General features: G+C 64.4%; 15 protein-coding genes and 1 tRNA gene. 8 read left to right on the top strand and 8 right to left on the bottom strand.

Features of this window, described 5'->3' with window-relative positions:
- Nucleotides 1-9: 9 nt before the first annotated feature.
- Nucleotides 10-1,242, top strand: coding sequence for an MFS transporter (locus tag ACFX5Q_RS11065; RefSeq protein WP_404277640.1), 1,233 nt, complete (start codon nucleotides 10-12; stop codon nucleotides 1,240-1,242).
- A 74-nt stretch (nucleotides 1,243-1,316) separates the two neighbouring features.
- On the opposite strand, the gene ACFX5Q_RS11060 is transcribed toward ACFX5Q_RS11065, so the two are convergent.
- Nucleotides 1,317-2,312, bottom strand: coding sequence for an ornithine cyclodeaminase family protein (locus ACFX5Q_RS11060; protein ID WP_404277638.1), 996 nt, complete (start codon nucleotides 2,310-2,312; stop codon nucleotides 1,317-1,319).
- Between the two features lie 129 nt (nucleotides 2,313-2,441).
- Here ACFX5Q_RS11060 and ACFX5Q_RS11055 point away from each other — a divergent pair, with 129 nt between their 5' ends.
- The 3 genes from ACFX5Q_RS11055 (at nucleotide 2,442) to rnd (ending at nucleotide 5,529) form a co-directional block, all read left to right on the top strand.
- Nucleotides 2,442-2,903 carry an Lrp/AsnC ligand binding domain-containing protein gene (locus tag ACFX5Q_RS11055; RefSeq protein WP_404277636.1) on the top strand — a complete coding sequence of 154 codons (462 nt, stop codon included), beginning with the start codon at nucleotides 2,442-2,444 and terminating at the stop codon, nucleotides 2,901-2,903.
- A gap of 156 nt (nucleotides 2,904-3,059) precedes the next feature.
- A complete protein-coding gene (locus ACFX5Q_RS11050; RefSeq protein ID WP_006205954.1) occupies nucleotides 3,060-4,304 on the top strand; it encodes an MFS transporter in 1,245 nt (414 codons plus the stop codon).
- A gap of 73 nt (nucleotides 4,305-4,377) precedes the next feature.
- Nucleotides 4,378-5,529, top strand: a complete 1,152-nt coding sequence (gene rnd / locus ACFX5Q_RS11045; protein WP_404277633.1) for a ribonuclease D — start codon at nucleotides 4,378-4,380, stop codon at nucleotides 5,527-5,529.
- An 18-nt stretch (nucleotides 5,530-5,547) separates the two neighbouring features.
- On the opposite strand, the gene ACFX5Q_RS11040 is transcribed toward rnd, so the two are convergent.
- The 3 genes from ACFX5Q_RS11040 to guaB all read right to left on the bottom strand — a co-directional run bounded on the left by ACFX5Q_RS11040 (nucleotide 5,548) and on the right by guaB (nucleotide 8,076).
- Complete coding sequence (locus ACFX5Q_RS11040; protein ID WP_404277630.1) at nucleotides 5,548-5,967, bottom strand: MAPEG family protein; 420 nt, start codon at nucleotides 5,965-5,967, stop codon at nucleotides 5,548-5,550.
- Nucleotides 5,964-6,512, bottom strand: a complete 549-nt coding sequence (locus tag ACFX5Q_RS11035) for a hypothetical protein (RefSeq protein ID WP_404277950.1) — start codon at nucleotides 6,510-6,512, stop codon at nucleotides 5,964-5,966. The genes ACFX5Q_RS11040 and ACFX5Q_RS11035 overlap by 4 nt, the downstream gene beginning before the upstream one ends.
- 61 nt (nucleotides 6,513-6,573) lie before the next feature.
- Complete coding sequence (gene guaB / locus ACFX5Q_RS11030) at nucleotides 6,574-8,076, bottom strand: IMP dehydrogenase (RefSeq protein ID WP_404277628.1); 1,503 nt, start codon at nucleotides 8,074-8,076, stop codon at nucleotides 6,574-6,576.
- On the opposite strand from guaB, the gene ACFX5Q_RS11025 reads away from it, so the two are divergent.
- Nucleotides 8,063-8,206, top strand: coding sequence for a hypothetical protein (locus ACFX5Q_RS11025; protein ID WP_404277626.1), 144 nt, complete (start codon nucleotides 8,063-8,065; stop codon nucleotides 8,204-8,206). The two genes, guaB and ACFX5Q_RS11025, sit on opposite strands and share 14 nt — an antisense overlap.
- A gap of 29 nt (nucleotides 8,207-8,235) precedes the next feature.
- Here the strand turns inward: ACFX5Q_RS11025 and ACFX5Q_RS11020 are convergent, their stop codons facing one another.
- Both ACFX5Q_RS11020 and ACFX5Q_RS11015 read right to left on the bottom strand, forming a co-directional pair.
- Nucleotides 8,236-8,691 (bottom strand): PIN domain-containing protein, encoded by a 456-nt coding sequence (locus ACFX5Q_RS11020; protein ID WP_404277624.1) that lies wholly within the window; start codon nucleotides 8,689-8,691, stop codon nucleotides 8,236-8,238.
- Nucleotides 8,688-8,933, bottom strand: a complete 246-nt coding sequence (locus ACFX5Q_RS11015; RefSeq protein ID WP_404277622.1) for a type II toxin-antitoxin system Phd/YefM family antitoxin — start codon at nucleotides 8,931-8,933, stop codon at nucleotides 8,688-8,690. The genes ACFX5Q_RS11020 and ACFX5Q_RS11015 overlap by 4 nt, the downstream gene beginning before the upstream one ends.
- A 269-nt stretch (nucleotides 8,934-9,202) precedes the next feature.
- On the opposite strand from ACFX5Q_RS11015, the gene ACFX5Q_RS11010 reads away from it, so the two are divergent.
- On the top strand, nucleotides 9,203-10,624 hold the full coding sequence (locus tag ACFX5Q_RS11010; protein ID WP_404277620.1) for an MFS transporter: 1,422 nt from the start codon (nucleotides 9,203-9,205) through the stop codon (nucleotides 10,622-10,624).
- A 37-nt stretch (nucleotides 10,625-10,661) separates the two neighbouring features.
- Here ACFX5Q_RS11010 and ACFX5Q_RS11005 read toward each other — a convergent pair whose 3' ends face one another.
- Nucleotides 10,662-11,399 (bottom strand): RlmE family RNA methyltransferase, encoded by a 738-nt coding sequence (locus ACFX5Q_RS11005; protein ID WP_404277618.1) that lies wholly within the window; start codon nucleotides 11,397-11,399, stop codon nucleotides 10,662-10,664.
- Nucleotides 11,396-12,739 carry a Ppx/GppA phosphatase family protein gene (locus tag ACFX5Q_RS11000; protein ID WP_404277616.1) on the bottom strand — a complete coding sequence of 448 codons (1,344 nt, stop codon included), beginning with the start codon at nucleotides 12,737-12,739 and terminating at the stop codon, nucleotides 11,396-11,398. Before ACFX5Q_RS11000 ends, ACFX5Q_RS11005 begins: the two co-directional genes overlap by 4 nt.
- A gap of 244 nt (nucleotides 12,740-12,983) precedes the next feature.
- On the opposite strand from ACFX5Q_RS11000, the gene ACFX5Q_RS10995 reads away from it, so the two are divergent.
- Together ACFX5Q_RS10995 and ACFX5Q_RS10990 are read left to right on the top strand one after the other, a co-directional pair.
- Entirely contained in the window at nucleotides 12,984-13,913 is a 930-nt protein-coding gene (locus ACFX5Q_RS10995; RefSeq protein WP_404277614.1) for a lysylphosphatidylglycerol synthase domain-containing protein, read from the top strand.
- A gap of 151 nt (nucleotides 13,914-14,064) precedes the next feature.
- Nucleotides 14,065-14,138, top strand: a tRNA-Gln gene (locus ACFX5Q_RS10990).
- The last annotated feature ends 19 nt before the right edge of the window (nucleotides 14,139-14,157 follow it).

Genomic DNA, 14,157 nt, shown 5'->3' with positions numbered 1-14,157 from the left:
AGCACCGCGATGACCTTTGGCCTCAGCCTTGCCCCTCAACACCGGGTCTATGCCGGGTTTGCGATCTATTCGTTCGCCATGGGCAACATCTTTCCGCGGCTGCCAGACATCAAGCACGCCATGGGCATAGAGGACGGCACGCTCGGGCTCAGCCTGATCGGAACGCCGATCGGCACCTTGACCGCGCTGACGCTGGCGACGCCGATACTGGAGCGGGTCGGCTTCCGTCGCGCGCTGCTCGGGCTGGTGCCATTGGTGGCCGCAGCCTATGCCATCGCGGTGCATGCGCCGGGGCCTGTAGCGCTGTTCCTGATGCTTTTTCCGGTGGGCCTGATGATCGGCAGCATCGAGATCATGCTCAATGTCGAGGCCGACAGAACGGAATTCCTGCTGAAACGCCGGATCATGAACCGGGCGCATTCGTTCTGGAGCATGGGCTTCTTCGGCGCCGGCCTGTTCGGCGCGGCGCTCGGCCATCTCGGCATATCGCCGCAACTGCATCTGGCTCTTGTCGTGCCGATGGTGGCGATATCGATGGCGCTGTTTCTCGGCGGCTACGAACCGGCGCCGAGCCGCTTCGCCGGCAATGGCGACAAAGCGCCCAGACTGGCAAGGCCGACACTGCCGATCCTCGTGCTCGTCGCGGTGACGCTGTCGGCGATGCTCCTGGAAGGCGCCAGCATCGACTGGTCGGCGATCTACATGCGCACCGTGTTCGACTCGGGCCCCTTTGTCGCCGGATTCACTGTGGCGCTGTTCGCCTTCTCGCAGGCGACTACGCGCTTCTTTGCCGACAGCTTCGTCGACCGCCACTCGCCAAGCGGCGTGGCTCGTGTGCTGTTGGCCAGCATGGCAGCGGGCGTGCTGCTCGTCTTCCTCTCGCCTGCCCCGTTCGTGTCCATGCTGGGCTTCGCCCTTCTGGGCATCGGTAGCAGCGCGCTGTTTCCACTGGCGATCTCCGCGGCCGCCCAGCGGACGGATCGCCCCGCGGCCATCAATGTCGCAGCGCTGTCGCAGATTTCCTTCGTCGCCTTCCTGCTCGGCCCGCCGCTGCTCGGCTTCGTCTCGGACCATTGGGGGATCCGCTCGGCCTTTGCCATCGGCATCCCGTTCATAGCGCTCAGCCTGCTGACCGCAGGGTCGCTTGGGCGAAGGGCGCCCTCGGAGAAGGCCGTAATGCCAGCGGGCGAAGCGCCTGACCCGAGGCAGAAGAAGATACTGGCAGAGGCCGGTGAGGCGTGAACGGCTCGCCCATCATCAAGTCGATCGCCATCACGGCCCGCTTTCCCATATGTGGCGCATCGTGGCGGCCACCCCTACAGCGAAGCGACGCCCCCGATTCCCCGGCGAATCGCCTCGCGGTAGGCGAGGTCGGCCGTCACCATGTCCTCCATGGCAACGCCCATTGCCTTGTAGACGGTGATCTGATCGGCGCTGACCCGTCCCGGCCGTAGCCCGAGCAGTAGCTCGCCGAGTTCGGTTCCGGTTTCCGGGTCGATCCCGGCCAATTCGCAGGAGCCGACCGGCGTCGGGGCGAATGCGTCGCTTGTCTCGACGAAGAGGCCGGCCTTGCCGACAAGCTCGACCGGCAATTCGCCGCCGGGTGGCGCGACGCCGACCGACGAGACGTGGGTGCCGGGTCTCACCCATTCGGCTGAAATCACCGGCTCATAGGAATGCGTTGCCAAGCAGACGACATCCGACGAGCGCACCGCGGCCTCGACATCGCTGACGGCAACAACACCCGGATGTAGTGCGGCAAGCGCCTGCGCATCCACGAACTCCTTCGCGACAACGCGGATCTCGGCGAAGTCGCGGACCAGTGGCAGAAGGCGCAGGTGCTGGCCGGCCTGGACGCCTGCGCCCACCACTGTCGCGACCTTGGCGTCGCGCCGGGCCAGTTCGCGCACCGAGAGCACGGCCGAGCCGGAGGTGCGTACGGCGGTGATGTAGGTGCCGTCCATGACGCAGACCGGTAATCCCGTCTGCGGGTCGAACAGATGGATGGTGGCGAGATGGCTGGGGATACCTTTGGCGATATTGCCCTCGAACACGTTGACGATCTTCACCGTCAGATGCATGCCCGCCATCCAGGCCGGCATCGCCAGCGAATAGCCTGCCTGGGGAATGTCGAGCTGCGGCCGCGCCGGATTGACGACCTTGCCGCCAGACAGCGCCTCGAAGCCGTCCGCCAGCACGTCGAGAAGCTGACGGAGGTCGATGCAGGTTTTCACCTCGGCCTCGCTCAAGATGAGCACTGGCGTGTCGCCCTTGGCCTGAGCGTTGCGGGAGTTCGATATGGCTGATGTCATGGGTCTTGCCTTGGCTGGTTGAGTTGCCCGCCAACGGTATTGCCACCTGACAGCGTGATGAAATATGTTGTTTTGACTATTTTAGCGTGACTATCACGCTATTCCTGGCCAAAAAGTGTGAATCCTGAAATGGACAATCTCGACCGTATCGACCGCTCGCTGTTGCGTTTGTTGCAGGAGGATGGCCGCCGCACGACGCTCGACCTGGCCCGCCGGGTCGGGCTGTCGCCGACGGGCGCCTCGCAGCGCATCAAGCGGCTGTTCAGTGAAGGCTTCATCCGGGCCGTGCGGGCCGTCCTCGACCCGGCCAGGATCGGGCAGGCACAACTCGTCTTCATCGAGGTTCGGCTCGACCATACGGCGCCGCATGTCTTCGACCGCTTCGCCGAGGCGGTCTTGCAGGCGCCCGAGATCATCGAGTGCCACATGGTGGTTGGCGGCTTCGACTACCTAGTCAAGGCGCGCATCGCCGACATGGCAATGTTCCAGGACTTCCTGCAACGGGTAATCCTGCCGCTGCCCGGGGTCCGGGAAACGCACACCTACGCCTCGATCGCCAATGTGAAGCCCGACGCCTTGTTGCCGATCTAGATCAAATGTGTGGTGTAGAGGCAACGTCCGCCTTCCCCAAAGCCGAAATTCAAGCCAAGGCGCCAATCGTCTCGTGACCGCCGCGGGGAATTGCCGCTGGCATTGGAGGGGGCGATGGTTCAATAAGAGGCAAAGACAAGTGAACCACCTCCCTGCATGTCCTCCATCCGCCCGCTGATCCCGCTCCTCATCGCCGCCGGCATTCTGCTCGGCGGCAATGGGCTGCAGGGCACGCTGATCGCGCTGCGTGGTGCCCAGGAAGGGTTTTCCGCCACGATCATCGGCCTGCTGGGCACGTTCTACTTCGCCGGCTTCCTGCTCGGCTGCCTGGCCGTCACCCGCATCCTCAAGGCGGTCGGCCATGTCAGGACCTTCGCCGCGCTGGCGGCGACCGCATCGGCCGGCACGCTGCTGCTGGTTTTGGTCATCGACCCGGTGATGTGGTGCGCGGTACGCTTTGCCGGCGGCTTCTGCTTCGCCGGCCTGTTCACCGTCATGGAAGCCTGGCTCAACTCCGGCGTCACCAATAAGGACCGTGCGCGCGTGCTTGCCATCTACCGCATGGTCGATATCGGCTCGGTGACATCAGCGCAGTTCCTGATCCCGGTCTTCGGCGCCGGCGGATTCACCATCTTCGCCATCATGTCGATGATGATCACGCTGTCGCTGGTGCCGGTGTCGCTCGGCGACCGCTCCAACCCGACGCCGCCAGAAGACGTCAAGCTCGACCTTGCGCGCGTCTGGCGGATTTCGCCGCTCGGTTGCTTCGGCTGCATCTGCGTCGGCGTCACCAACAGCGCCTTCCGTACGCTGTCGCCGGTCTATGCCGAACAGCTCGGCATGTCGGTGGCCGACGTCGTCACCTTCGTCAGCGTCGGCATCTTCGGCGGGGCCCTCATCCAGTATCCGCTGGGCTACCTCTCCGACCGCCGAGACCGGCGCACGGTGCTCCTGGCGACGACTTGCTGCGCCATGCTCGCGGCGCTGGTGCTGGCGTTCATTCCCGGCAACGACCCGTTCCTCAACTTCGTCATCGTCTTCATCTTCGGCAGCTTCGCCATGCCGCTCTATTCGCTGTCGGCGGCGCATTCCAACGATCGCGCCGACAAGGGCGAATTCGTGCTGATCAACGCGGCGCTGATGCTGTTCTATTCCTTCGGTGCCATCGGCGGCCCGTTCGCGGCCTCGACGGCGATGCAGTATTTCGGACCGGGCGCCCTGTTTGTTTTCACCGCTGTCGTGTACGCCATTCTCATCATCGTGATCCTTTACCGGATGCAGGTGCGCTCCGGCGTGCCGGCGGGCCACCGCAGCCGGTTTACCGCGCTGTTGCGCACATCGACGGTGTTTGCGCGGCTGGCGCGGCGGAACGGTGATTCCGATGGATCGACGGACACATGACCGTGCGGCGGCTTGACGAAAGCCCGCGCGGCTGAAATTGAAAGAGACCTAATATGTTGCCAAAAGCGATTTGATGCACGTCATCACCACCCAAAGTGAACTCGAGACCGTTGTCGCCGCGTTCGAAAAGTCGGATTTCGTCACCGTCGACACCGAATTCATCCGCGAAACGACCTTCTGGCCGATTCTCTGCCTGATCCAGATGGCGGCGCCCGGTGTGACGGCGCTGATCGATCCGCTGTCGCCGGACATCGACCTGAAACCATTCTTCCGGCTGATGGCCAACGAAGCGGTGGTCAAGGTCTTCCACGCGGCGCGGCAGGACATCGAAATCATCGTCCATCTCGGCGATCTCGTGCCGCATCCGGTGTTCGACACACAGGTGGCGGCGATGGTCTGCGGCTTCGGCGACAGCGTCTCCTACGACCAGCTGGTGCAGCGCATCACCGGCGCCCGGCTCGACAAGTCCTCTCGCTTCACCGACTGGCGCCATCGTCCCTTGTCCGACAAGCAGCTCGACTACGCGCTGGCCGACGTCACCCATCTGATCGAGGTCTACCAGCACCTCAGCGCCGAACTGGTGCGGGAAAACCGCGCCCATTGGCTGAACGAGGAAATGGAGGTGCTGACCTCGCGCGAGACCTACGATCCGCATCCTGAGGACGCCTGGAAGCGGCTGAAGATGCGGCTGCGCAAGCCGCAGGAGCTGGCGATCGTGCAGGCGGTGGCGGCATGGCGCGAGCGCGAGGCGCGCGAACGCGACGTGCCGCGCGGGCGGGTGCTGAAGGACGACGCGATCTACGAGGTCGCGCAGCAGGCGCCGCGCGATGCGGCGGGACTTGGCCGCCTGCGCACCACGCCGAAAGGCTGGGAACGCTCGGCGACGGCAACCGCCCTGCTCGGCGCGGTCAACACCGCGCTGGCGCTGCCGAAGGAAGCGATGCCGAAGCTGCCGAAGAGTTTCCAGCCGCCGGAAGGCTCGAATGCCGCGTCGGAGCTGCTGAAAGTGCTTTTGCGCATCGTCGCCGAAAAGGAAGGCGTGGCGTCGAAGGTGCTGGCTTCCAGCGACGACATCGACCGCATCGCTGCCGAGGGCGAGGCCGCCGACGTGCCGGCCCTGCAGGGCTGGCGGCGCGCGGTGTTCGGCGAAGCGGCGCTCAAGCTGGTGCGCGGCGAGATCGGCATCAAGTTCGACAAGCGCAAGATCGCGCTGTTCGATCTGTAGCGACTGCGCTGGCGCGGCTCAGACCGCCCCGAGTAAATGAAACGCGAACCAGATCCAGGCCAGCAGCAGGACAACCGCGCCGAAGAAAAAGGCGCGGCTGCGCAGCATCACCCGATTGCTGGTCAGATGCACCCAGGCATGGACATAGCGCGACAGGATGAAGATCCAGGTCAGCGCCAGCGTCAGGAAGTTGACGCCGTTGGTGACGAAAAGCGCCAGGCAGAGCGCGTGGAACAGCACCGGAAGTTCGAACTGGTTGATCAGATTGTTGGCGACGGTGACGCTGGAGGCCGGCTCGGTCGAACGCACCTTGTACTGACCGACCTTGGCCTCGCCGGACTTGACGGCGAAATACCGGCGACGGGCCATCACGAGATAGACGATATAGACAAGCAGCACATGCGCCAGGACAGGCCAGAAGATCGCGGTCTGGTTCACGATTGCTCCCCGCCCCCAGCGGATCGCCGCTGCCCCGCCAGGTAAAAGACCGCGATGACGGCGAAGGGTATCGCCAGCAGCGCGAATTTGGTGACGGTCAGCGCCGAGGCGAAAGCGAGCGAATCGGGATTGGCCGACTGGAAGTCGGACAACAGCCGCGCCACAGCGAAGTTCTGCGCGTAATCGGCGAGCGTGTAGGGCAGCACGAGCACCAGCGCGAACAGTGCCTGAACCGGCGCGATCATTGCCCGGAAATTCCTCAGCTGCCGTCCGGTTGCCAGAATCAGGCTGACCAGGGTCAGCGACAGCAACGCCGGGAACAGCAGATCGAAGGTCAGGTAGTGCCAGACCAGAATGATCTCGCCGCCGCGCCGGCCAAGCGCCGTCAGCCAGGCCATGCCCTCGTCGGGGGTGAAGCCGGTAAGGCGCATGTCGAGCGACGGCAGCCCGCCGCTCAGGCTACGGAAATAGAGGAATTCCAGTGCCGTCATGGCGACGAAGACCGCCGCCGTCGCGATACAAAGCGCGGCGGCGTGGCGCGACAGCCTGAGCACAGTCGCCGTCAGATTACGCCAGAATGCATAGCGATCCCGTTGATCGGCCTGATCAAAGTCCACCCGGATAATTCGGGCTTTCGCGGGTGATCGTGACGTCATGGGCGTGGCTTTCACGAAGTCCGGCGTTGGATATGCGCACAAAAGTGGCGCGGTCGCGGAAATCGGCAAGATCGCGACCGCCGACATAACCCATAGCGGCTTTCAGGCCGCCCGCAAGCTGGTGCAGTACGCCGGACACAGGTCCTTTGTAGGGAACCTGCCCTTCAATGCCCTCCGGAACCAGTTTCAGCGTGTCGCGGACCTCGGCCTGGAAGTAGCGATCGGCGGAGCCGCGGGCCATGGCGCCGACCGAGCCCATGCCGCGATAGGCCTTGAAGGAACGTCCCTGGTGCAGATAGACCTCGCCCGGGCTCTCGTCGGTGCCGGCGAGCAGCGAGCCGATCATGGCCGCACTGGCGCCGGCGGCGAGCGCCTTGGCGAGATCGCCCGAATATTTGATGCCGCCGTCGGCAATCACCGAGACGCCTGATTTGTGCGCCGTCTCGACCGCCGACATGATGGCCGAAAGCTGTGGCACGCCGACGCCGGCGACGATGCGGGTGGTGCAGATCGAGCCCGGGCCGATGCCGACCTTGACGGCGTCGGCGCCGGCATCGATCAGCGCCTGCGTGCCTTCTGCGGTGGCGACGTTGCCGGCCAGGATGCGCACCGAGTTGGACAGCTTCTTGGCGCGGGTGACGGCATCGAGCACCCGCTGCGAATGACCGTGCGCGGTGTCGATGACCAAGAGGTCGACGCCGGCATCGATCAGCCGCTCGGCGCGCTCGAAGCCGTCATCGCCAACGCTGGTGGCGGCGGCGGCGCGCAGGCGGCCCTGCGCATCCTTGGTGGCGTGCGGGTTGAGCTGCGACTTCTCGATGTCCTTGACGGTGATCAGGCCGACGCAATTGCCATTTTTGTCGACGACGACCAGCTTTTCGATGCGGTGCTGATGGAGCAGACGCTTGGCCTCGTCCTGGTCGACATTCTCTTTGACCGTGATCAGGTTCTCACGGGTCATCAGTTCGTAGACTTTTTGCGCAGGGTCGGAGGCGAAACGCACGTCGCGGTTGGTCAGGATGCCGATCAGGCGGCCGACCGTGTGGCCGCCCGCGCCGCCGTTCTCGACCACCGGAATGCCCGAGATCGAGTAGGTCCGCATCAGCGCCAGCGCGTCGGCGAGCGTGGCGTCGGGACCGATGGTAACGGGGTTCACCACCATGCCGGATTCGAATTTCTTCACCTGCCGCACCTGCTCGGCCTGCTCGGCCGGCGAGAAATTACGATGGATGACGCCAATACCGCCGGCCTGCGCCATTGCGATGGCGAGCCTCGCCTCGGTGACAGTATCCATGGCGGCAGAGAGAATCGGGACGTTGAGGTCGATGTCGCCGGCGATGCGGGTGCGGATGTCGGTCTCGCCGGGCATAACCTCGGAATGGCCGGGCTGCAGCAGCACGTCGTCAAAGGTCAGCGCCAGCGCGCCGGTGGACGTTTCGATGATTTTTGCCATGGCCAGCCCTCGGAATACAAAAAAGCGCTGGACCGTAATGGACAGCGCCGACTCGTTTCTTCCCTTTCAGGATTGGCGCTGGCTGGTAACACGTCGCGGCGCCGATGAAAAGCCGATCATTGCATTGTGATGCGGTCGGATCGCCCGGCGCATTCTGGCCTATTCGACGGGCTTTCCCAGGAATGCATCCAGCAACGCATGACGCCGCGATGCAAAAGGATCGACAACCGTTACACCGCCCCAGGTGAAGCCGTCCTGCAGGTCTTCCGAAAGCAGCAGCCGGCAACCCGTTTGTGAGGCGACGGAGAGAATGGTGGCATCCCAGATGCCGAAATGGTGATCGGTCGCGAGATCCGCTGCCATCATCATCACCTCGGGCGTAGTCCCGACAACCGGGAACGCATCGCGCCACCCGAGAAGAGCGTCACGGGCCTCGGCACGCGTTCTTCCGGCCTTGCGCACGAGAACGTTGAACAGTTCACCGAGCACCTGAACAGGGATGAAGGCAGCCTCTTGTTGAACGTCGCGGAGCAATTCGAGAACGATGTCGCGCTTCCCGGCGCCGTTGACGCCCTCCGCATAGGCAAGGATATTCGTGTCGAGCGCGACCTTCACCCCTCATCCTCGTAGAGCTCGTCGCGTGTCCAGCGTCCGGCATCGACGACGGGCTGGCGTTCCAGGCGCGACAGCAACGTTGTGCGCGATCTGGAAGCCACGCCCTCGTGCCTGTCCGCAGGCACGATCCGCGCGACAGGCCGCCCGTGGCTGGTCACAACATAGCTGTGTCCTTCGCGGACACCGCGCAGGATGAGGGAGAATTTGCGGTTGGCATCGGCTGCAGAAACGGCTTCTTCCATGGTACGCTCATATAGTAGTTATATTCACTACAGTAGTGACGAGCGCCACCTTTCGCAAGCGATTCTTGGTTGCGTGGCCGCAGAGGTCCCCCGCGATGACGGTCTCATCTCCGGGTGTGATGGTGTGCCGTTTCGAGAAGTGCCGTTTGGCACGGTCGCACAAAAGTGACAGCAAATTAATGCGACATCCGGACCGAGGCATGATAACCGCCCCCTGGTGTCGGCTTGCCCCCGGTTACGACACAGAGAATCAAGTCCGGACGCGTTTTGTGAACCGCACCATTCCGCTCATCCTGGCGGTCGCTCTTTTCATGGAAAACATGGATTCGACCGTCATCGCGACGTCATTGCCGGCGATCGCCATCGACATCCACACCAGCCCGATCGCGCTCAAGCTGGCGCTGACCGCCTATCTGGTGTCGCTGGCGATCTTCATTCCGATCAGCGGCTGGATGGCGGACCGCTTCGGCGCCAAGAATGTCTTTCGCGCGGCGATCGCGGCGTTCATCGTCGGTTCGGTCGCTTGTGCCGTTTCCAATTCGCTGCCGGCCTTCGTCGTGTCGCGCTTCCTGCAAGGCATAGGCGGCGCCATGATGACGCCGGTCGGGCGGCTGGTGCTGGTGCGCGCGACGCCAAAGAGCGAACTGGTCGCCGCCATGTCATGGCTGACCGTTCCGGCGCTGGTCGGACCGCTTGTCGGGCCGCCGATCGGCGGCTTCATCACCACCTATTTCACCTGGCACTGGATCTTCCTGATCAACGTGCCGATCGGGCTCATCGGCATCTGGCTTGCCACGCGCTTCCTGCCGGAAACCGAAGCAACCGAGACGCCGCCGCTCGATTTCATCGGCTTCGTGCTGAGCGGGCTGGCAGCGTCAGGCGTCGTCTTCGGCCTGTCGGTGGTCAGCCTGCCGGCCCTGCCGCCGATTGCCGGCTTGATCACCGTGGCCATCGGGCTGATCTCGGGCGCCCTCTATCTCGTGCACGCGCGCTGCGCTCAAAACCCACTGCTGGCGCTCGAGCTGTTCCGCAACCAGGTGTTCCGCTCGTCCGTGCTCGGCGGCTCACTGTTTCGCATCGGCATCGGCGCGGTGCCCTTCCTGCTGCCGCTGATGTTCCAGATCGGCTTTGGGCTGACCCCGTTCCAGTCGGGCATGATCACCTTCGTCTCGGCGATCGGCGCCATCGGCATGAAATTCGTCACCGCGCTGATCTTCCGAGTGGCAGGCTTCCGCCGCGTGCTGATCGTCGGCTCGCTGGTGGCGGCGGCATCGATCGCCGTCTACGGGCTGTTCACGCCCGACACGCCCTATGTGCTGATGCTCGCCATGCTTTTGGTCGGCGGCTTCATCCGCTCGATGTTCTTCACCGGCGTCAATGCGCTGGCCTATGCCGAGGTTGCGGCCGCCGACACCAGCAAGGCGACGCCGATCACCGCGGTTTTCCAGCAGCTGTCGATCGCGCTCGGCGTGGCAGTCGCGGGCGGCGTCCTGGAAGTGTCGACATCGATCCACGGCGGACCGCTGACGCTGGGTGATTTCCACATCGCCTTGTTCATTGTGGCGGCGATATCGGCGGCCGCATCGCTGTCGTTCATGCGGCTGGCGCCCGATGCCGGCAATGCGGTGTCGGGACATGGCAGGCTGACAACGCCGAAGGAGCTTGAGCCGGTCAGCACGCCGGGGAACTGATCCACGACTTCGTCATCCCAGGGTCTCCGCGACGTCGCTACGCTCCTGCTTCGCCCTGGGATGACGAAGGTGGGAGTTCTCGCCCTTTGAAATCCTTCGCCAGCAGATACAGCTCCACCGATTCATCCCGCGACGCCGGCGGCTTGACGTGATGGACCGAGCGGAAATTCCGCTTGAGCATGGCGAGCAATTCGTTCTCGGCGCCGCCCTGAAAAGTCTTGGCGAGGAAATGGCCGCCGGGCTTCAGGACCGAAAGCGCGAAGTCCGCCGCCACCTCGCACAAATGCATGGTGCGGATATGGTCGGTCCGCTTGTGGCCGGTGGTGGGGGCGGCCATGTCGGAGAGCACGATATCAGGATCGCCGCCGAGCGCCTCGGCGAGTTTCTGCGGCGCCTCGGGGTCGAGGAAATCCATCAAAAGCACCGGCGCGCCGGGCACGGCATCCATTTCCAGATAGTCGATGCCGACGACATGCGGATTGTCAGCCGTGGACTTCGTCCGCGCCGCCGCAACCTGGCACCAGCCGCCGGGGGCGGCACCGAGGTCGATGACCTTCATGCCGGGTTTCAACAGATGGTGCTTGTCGTCGATCTCGATCAGCTTGTAGGCCGCGCGCGAGCGATAGCCATCAGCCTTGGAGCGCTGCACATAGGGGTCGTTGATATGGCGCTGCAGCCAGCGGCGCGACGATTCCTTGAGGCCGCTTTTCTTCTTGATCCGCGTCTTCAGGACGCGGATGCCGGCTGAACCTGGCTTTTCCGGTTTCTTGCTCATTGCCGGCCGCGCCCATCGTTCCGCCAGACGCCGTCATCGGCCATCAGCTCGCTCAAGATGCCTTCGCGCAGGCCGCGGTCGGCGACGCGCAGCCGCTCGGACGGCCACACGGCCCGGATCGCTTCCAGTATGGCGCAGCCGGCGAGCACCAGGTCGGCGCGATCGGCGCCGATGCAGGGATTGGCGACGCGTTGCTGGAAATCCCAGCCGACCAGTTTTTCGACCATGCGGTCAACACTGTCGCGATCCATCCACAGCCCATCGACGCGGCGGCGGTCGTAGCGTTCGAGGTCGAGATGGACGCCGGCCAGCGTCGTCACCGTGCCGGAGGTGCCGAGCAGGTGGAAATTCGGACTGGCGAGCACATGTGCCAGCCGGTCGCGCCCGTCGAAGGCCTTCAGCCGGACCGCGACATCCTCGACCATAGCGGTGAAGATCTCGCGCGTCACGGTACGACCGCCAAAGCGCTCGGCCAGCGACACGACGCCGACGGGCAGCGAGGTCCAGGAGACGATGTGGTTGGCGAGCCGTGGCGAACGATGCCCGGTGAGGTCGATCAGCGCGATTTCGGAAGAGCCGCCGCCGATGTCGAACAGGACGACGCCTTGCGTGTCTCGCTCGACCAGCGAGCCGCAGCCCGATACCGCAAGCCGCGCCTCGGTCTGGCGGTCGATGATCTCGAGCTTCAGCCCCGCCTCGCGCTCGACGCGCTCGAGGAATTCGACGCCATTGTCAGCCGAGCGACAGGCTTCGGTGGCGATCAGCCTCGCCTTCCTGATCTTGCGGTTGCGCAGCTTGTCGCCGCAGACCTTCAGCGCCTCGACGGCGCGGTCCATGGCGGCCTGACCGAGGCGGCCATTGGCGGTGAGCCCCTCGCCCAGCCTGACGATGCGCGAAAAGGCATCGATAACCCGGAACTGGCCATGGCGCGTCGGCACCGCGACCAGCAGGCGGCAATTGTTGGTGCCGAGATCAAGCGCGGCGAACACCGGCAGTTCCTGCATCGGCGGCCGGCCGTGCTGCGGCCGGGCCGCTACCGGCGAAGGCGCGGCTTCGGGCTGACGGGTGACCGGCGCGACACTGGCGGCTGGCGCCGGTGCCTTCGCGGCAGGATTGTCGTCGCGGGCGAAAACCTTGCGGCCGCGCCGGCGCTTGCGCCGTTTTCTTGATTTGCCTTTCTGGTGCTGGGCCCCGCCCGCCTCGTCAGCATGTCTGCTGCCTGGCCCCGCATGGCGATCGTGATGCCGCCCGGCGGATGGGCTTGCCTGACCTAGCGGCGTCGGCGATGCCCTGGACACGCCCACTGCCGGCGCACCAGCGCCGGTGTCGTGGTCTTCCACTTCAGTTCCTTCCGGCGCCGCGCGAACCGGAGACCGGACGCAGCAGGCGCTTAAATGTTTCAAGTTGCGGCCAGACTAACAGCGCCGGGCCGGATCACCAAGAGCGCACGCGGGTGAATTTTCGCGGCGCAATGCGCCGGCAGCGCTTGCCTGTTGAATAGCCGGCTTCAATCAGGCATGTCTGAAATCGAGGGCGGACTGGGAAAGAGATGCGGGGCCAAAGCCTGACGATGAGCTACGACGCATGAACTGGAGGCGCTATCTCTGGCCGGTCATCGGCATTGCGGCGGTCATCTTCTCGCTCCTGCTTTTGTGGCACGAGTTGCGCGGCATCTCGATCGACGATGTCTGGGACGGCATCGTCGCGATCCCGACGCGCGGCTGGCTGCTGGCAGGCTTGAGTTCCGTCATCGCCTATGCCTCGCTCGCCGGCTACGACCACATTGCGCTTTTGCATATCGGCAAGAAGGTTTCGTGGCTGTTCGTCACCTTCTGCTCCTTCACCACCTATGCGCTGTCGCACAATATCGGCGGTTCGGTGATCTCGGGCGCCGTGATCCGCTACCGCGCCTACGGCACAAGGGGGATCAGCGGCCAGGATGTCGGCGTACTCGTCGCCATCTGCTGGATCACGTTCGTGCTGTCCAGCCTGCTCGTGGGCGGCCTCGTGCTGGTGTTCGAACCCGAGATCATCGACCGTTTCTCCGGCGCCCCGCACCACGGTCTGGCGATCGCCGCCGGCCTCGCCATGCTGATCCTCGTCGGCGCCTATATCTTCGGCAGCTGGCTGCATCTGAAGCCGCTCAAGATCGGCAGCTTCCAGCTGCATTATCCGGCGCTGCCGATCGTGGCGCGGCAATTGCTGATCGGTCCGATCGAGCTTTTGGCGGCGGCAGCGATCATCTTCTTTGCCCTGCCCGCCGGCAACCCGGGCTATTTCGTCGTGCTCGGCGTCTTCCTGGTGTCGTTCTCGGTGGCGCAGATCTCGCATGCGCCGGGCGGGCTCGGCGTGTTCGAGGTGGTGTTCCTCGCCGGTCTGTCGCATATGGACCCGGTCGGCGTGCTGGCGGCGCTTCTGGTGTTCCGCCTGTTCTATCTGATCATCCCGCTGCTGATCGCGCTCTGTGTCGTGCTGTTCTTCGAACACTCGCAATACAGCCGGAGCGAGAGTTGAGGCGCGCTCGCGTCAATAGCTGAGCCGGAAGCGCCAAAAGGCAGCGATTGAAACGCAGCGCGGGGTTGACTATTTTCCGGCGGCGGCTACAAGGCAGCGCTCGCGGCACACAGCCGCCCGCTTCGCACGGTTCGTTACCGACCGCGCCTGCTGGGGAATAGGTTAACGGTAGACCCACGGACTCTGACTCCGTTAGTCCTGGTTCGAATCCAGGTTCCCCAGCCAAACAAAATCAAGCACTTAG

Source organism: Mesorhizobium sp. IMUNJ 23033 (assembly GCF_044778005.1).
Lineage (GTDB): Bacteria > Pseudomonadota > Alphaproteobacteria > Rhizobiales > Rhizobiaceae > Mesorhizobium > Mesorhizobium amorphae_A.
The sequence above is the reverse complement of the archived record's forward strand: the minus strand, read 5'-3'. Positions and strand labels throughout refer to the sequence as shown.

Bases quoted from the DNA above. Each gene is read 5' to 3' on its own strand.
- ACFX5Q_RS10995 (WP_404277614.1), top strand. From the start codon at position 12,984: ATGAACTGGAGGCGCTATCTCTGGCCGGTCATCGGCATTGCGGCGGTC.
- ACFX5Q_RS11050 (WP_006205954.1), top strand. From the start codon at position 3,060: ATGTCCTCCATCCGCCCGCTGATCCCGCTCCTCATCGCCGCCGGCATT.
- ACFX5Q_RS11005 (WP_404277618.1), bottom strand. From the start codon at position 11,399: ATGAGCAAGAAACCGGAAAAGCCAGGTTCAGCCGGCATCCGCGTCCTG.
- ACFX5Q_RS11025 (WP_404277626.1), top strand. From the start codon at position 8,063: ATGATTTTTGCCATGGCCAGCCCTCGGAATACAAAAAAGCGCTGGACC.
- rnd (WP_404277633.1), top strand. From the start codon at position 4,378: ATGCACGTCATCACCACCCAAAGTGAACTCGAGACCGTTGTCGCCGCG.
- ACFX5Q_RS11065 (WP_404277640.1), top strand. From the start codon at position 10: ATGACCTTTGGCCTCAGCCTTGCCCCTCAACACCGGGTCTATGCCGGG.
- ACFX5Q_RS11015 (WP_404277622.1), bottom strand. From the start codon at position 8,933: ATGGAAGAAGCCGTTTCTGCAGCCGATGCCAACCGCAAATTCTCCCTC.
- ACFX5Q_RS11060 (WP_404277638.1), bottom strand. From the start codon at position 2,312: ATGACATCAGCCATATCGAACTCCCGCAACGCTCAGGCCAAGGGCGAC.
- ACFX5Q_RS11055 (WP_404277636.1), top strand. From the start codon at position 2,442: ATGGACAATCTCGACCGTATCGACCGCTCGCTGTTGCGTTTGTTGCAG.
- guaB (WP_404277628.1), bottom strand. From the start codon at position 8,076: ATGGCAAAAATCATCGAAACGTCCACCGGCGCGCTGGCGCTGACCTTT.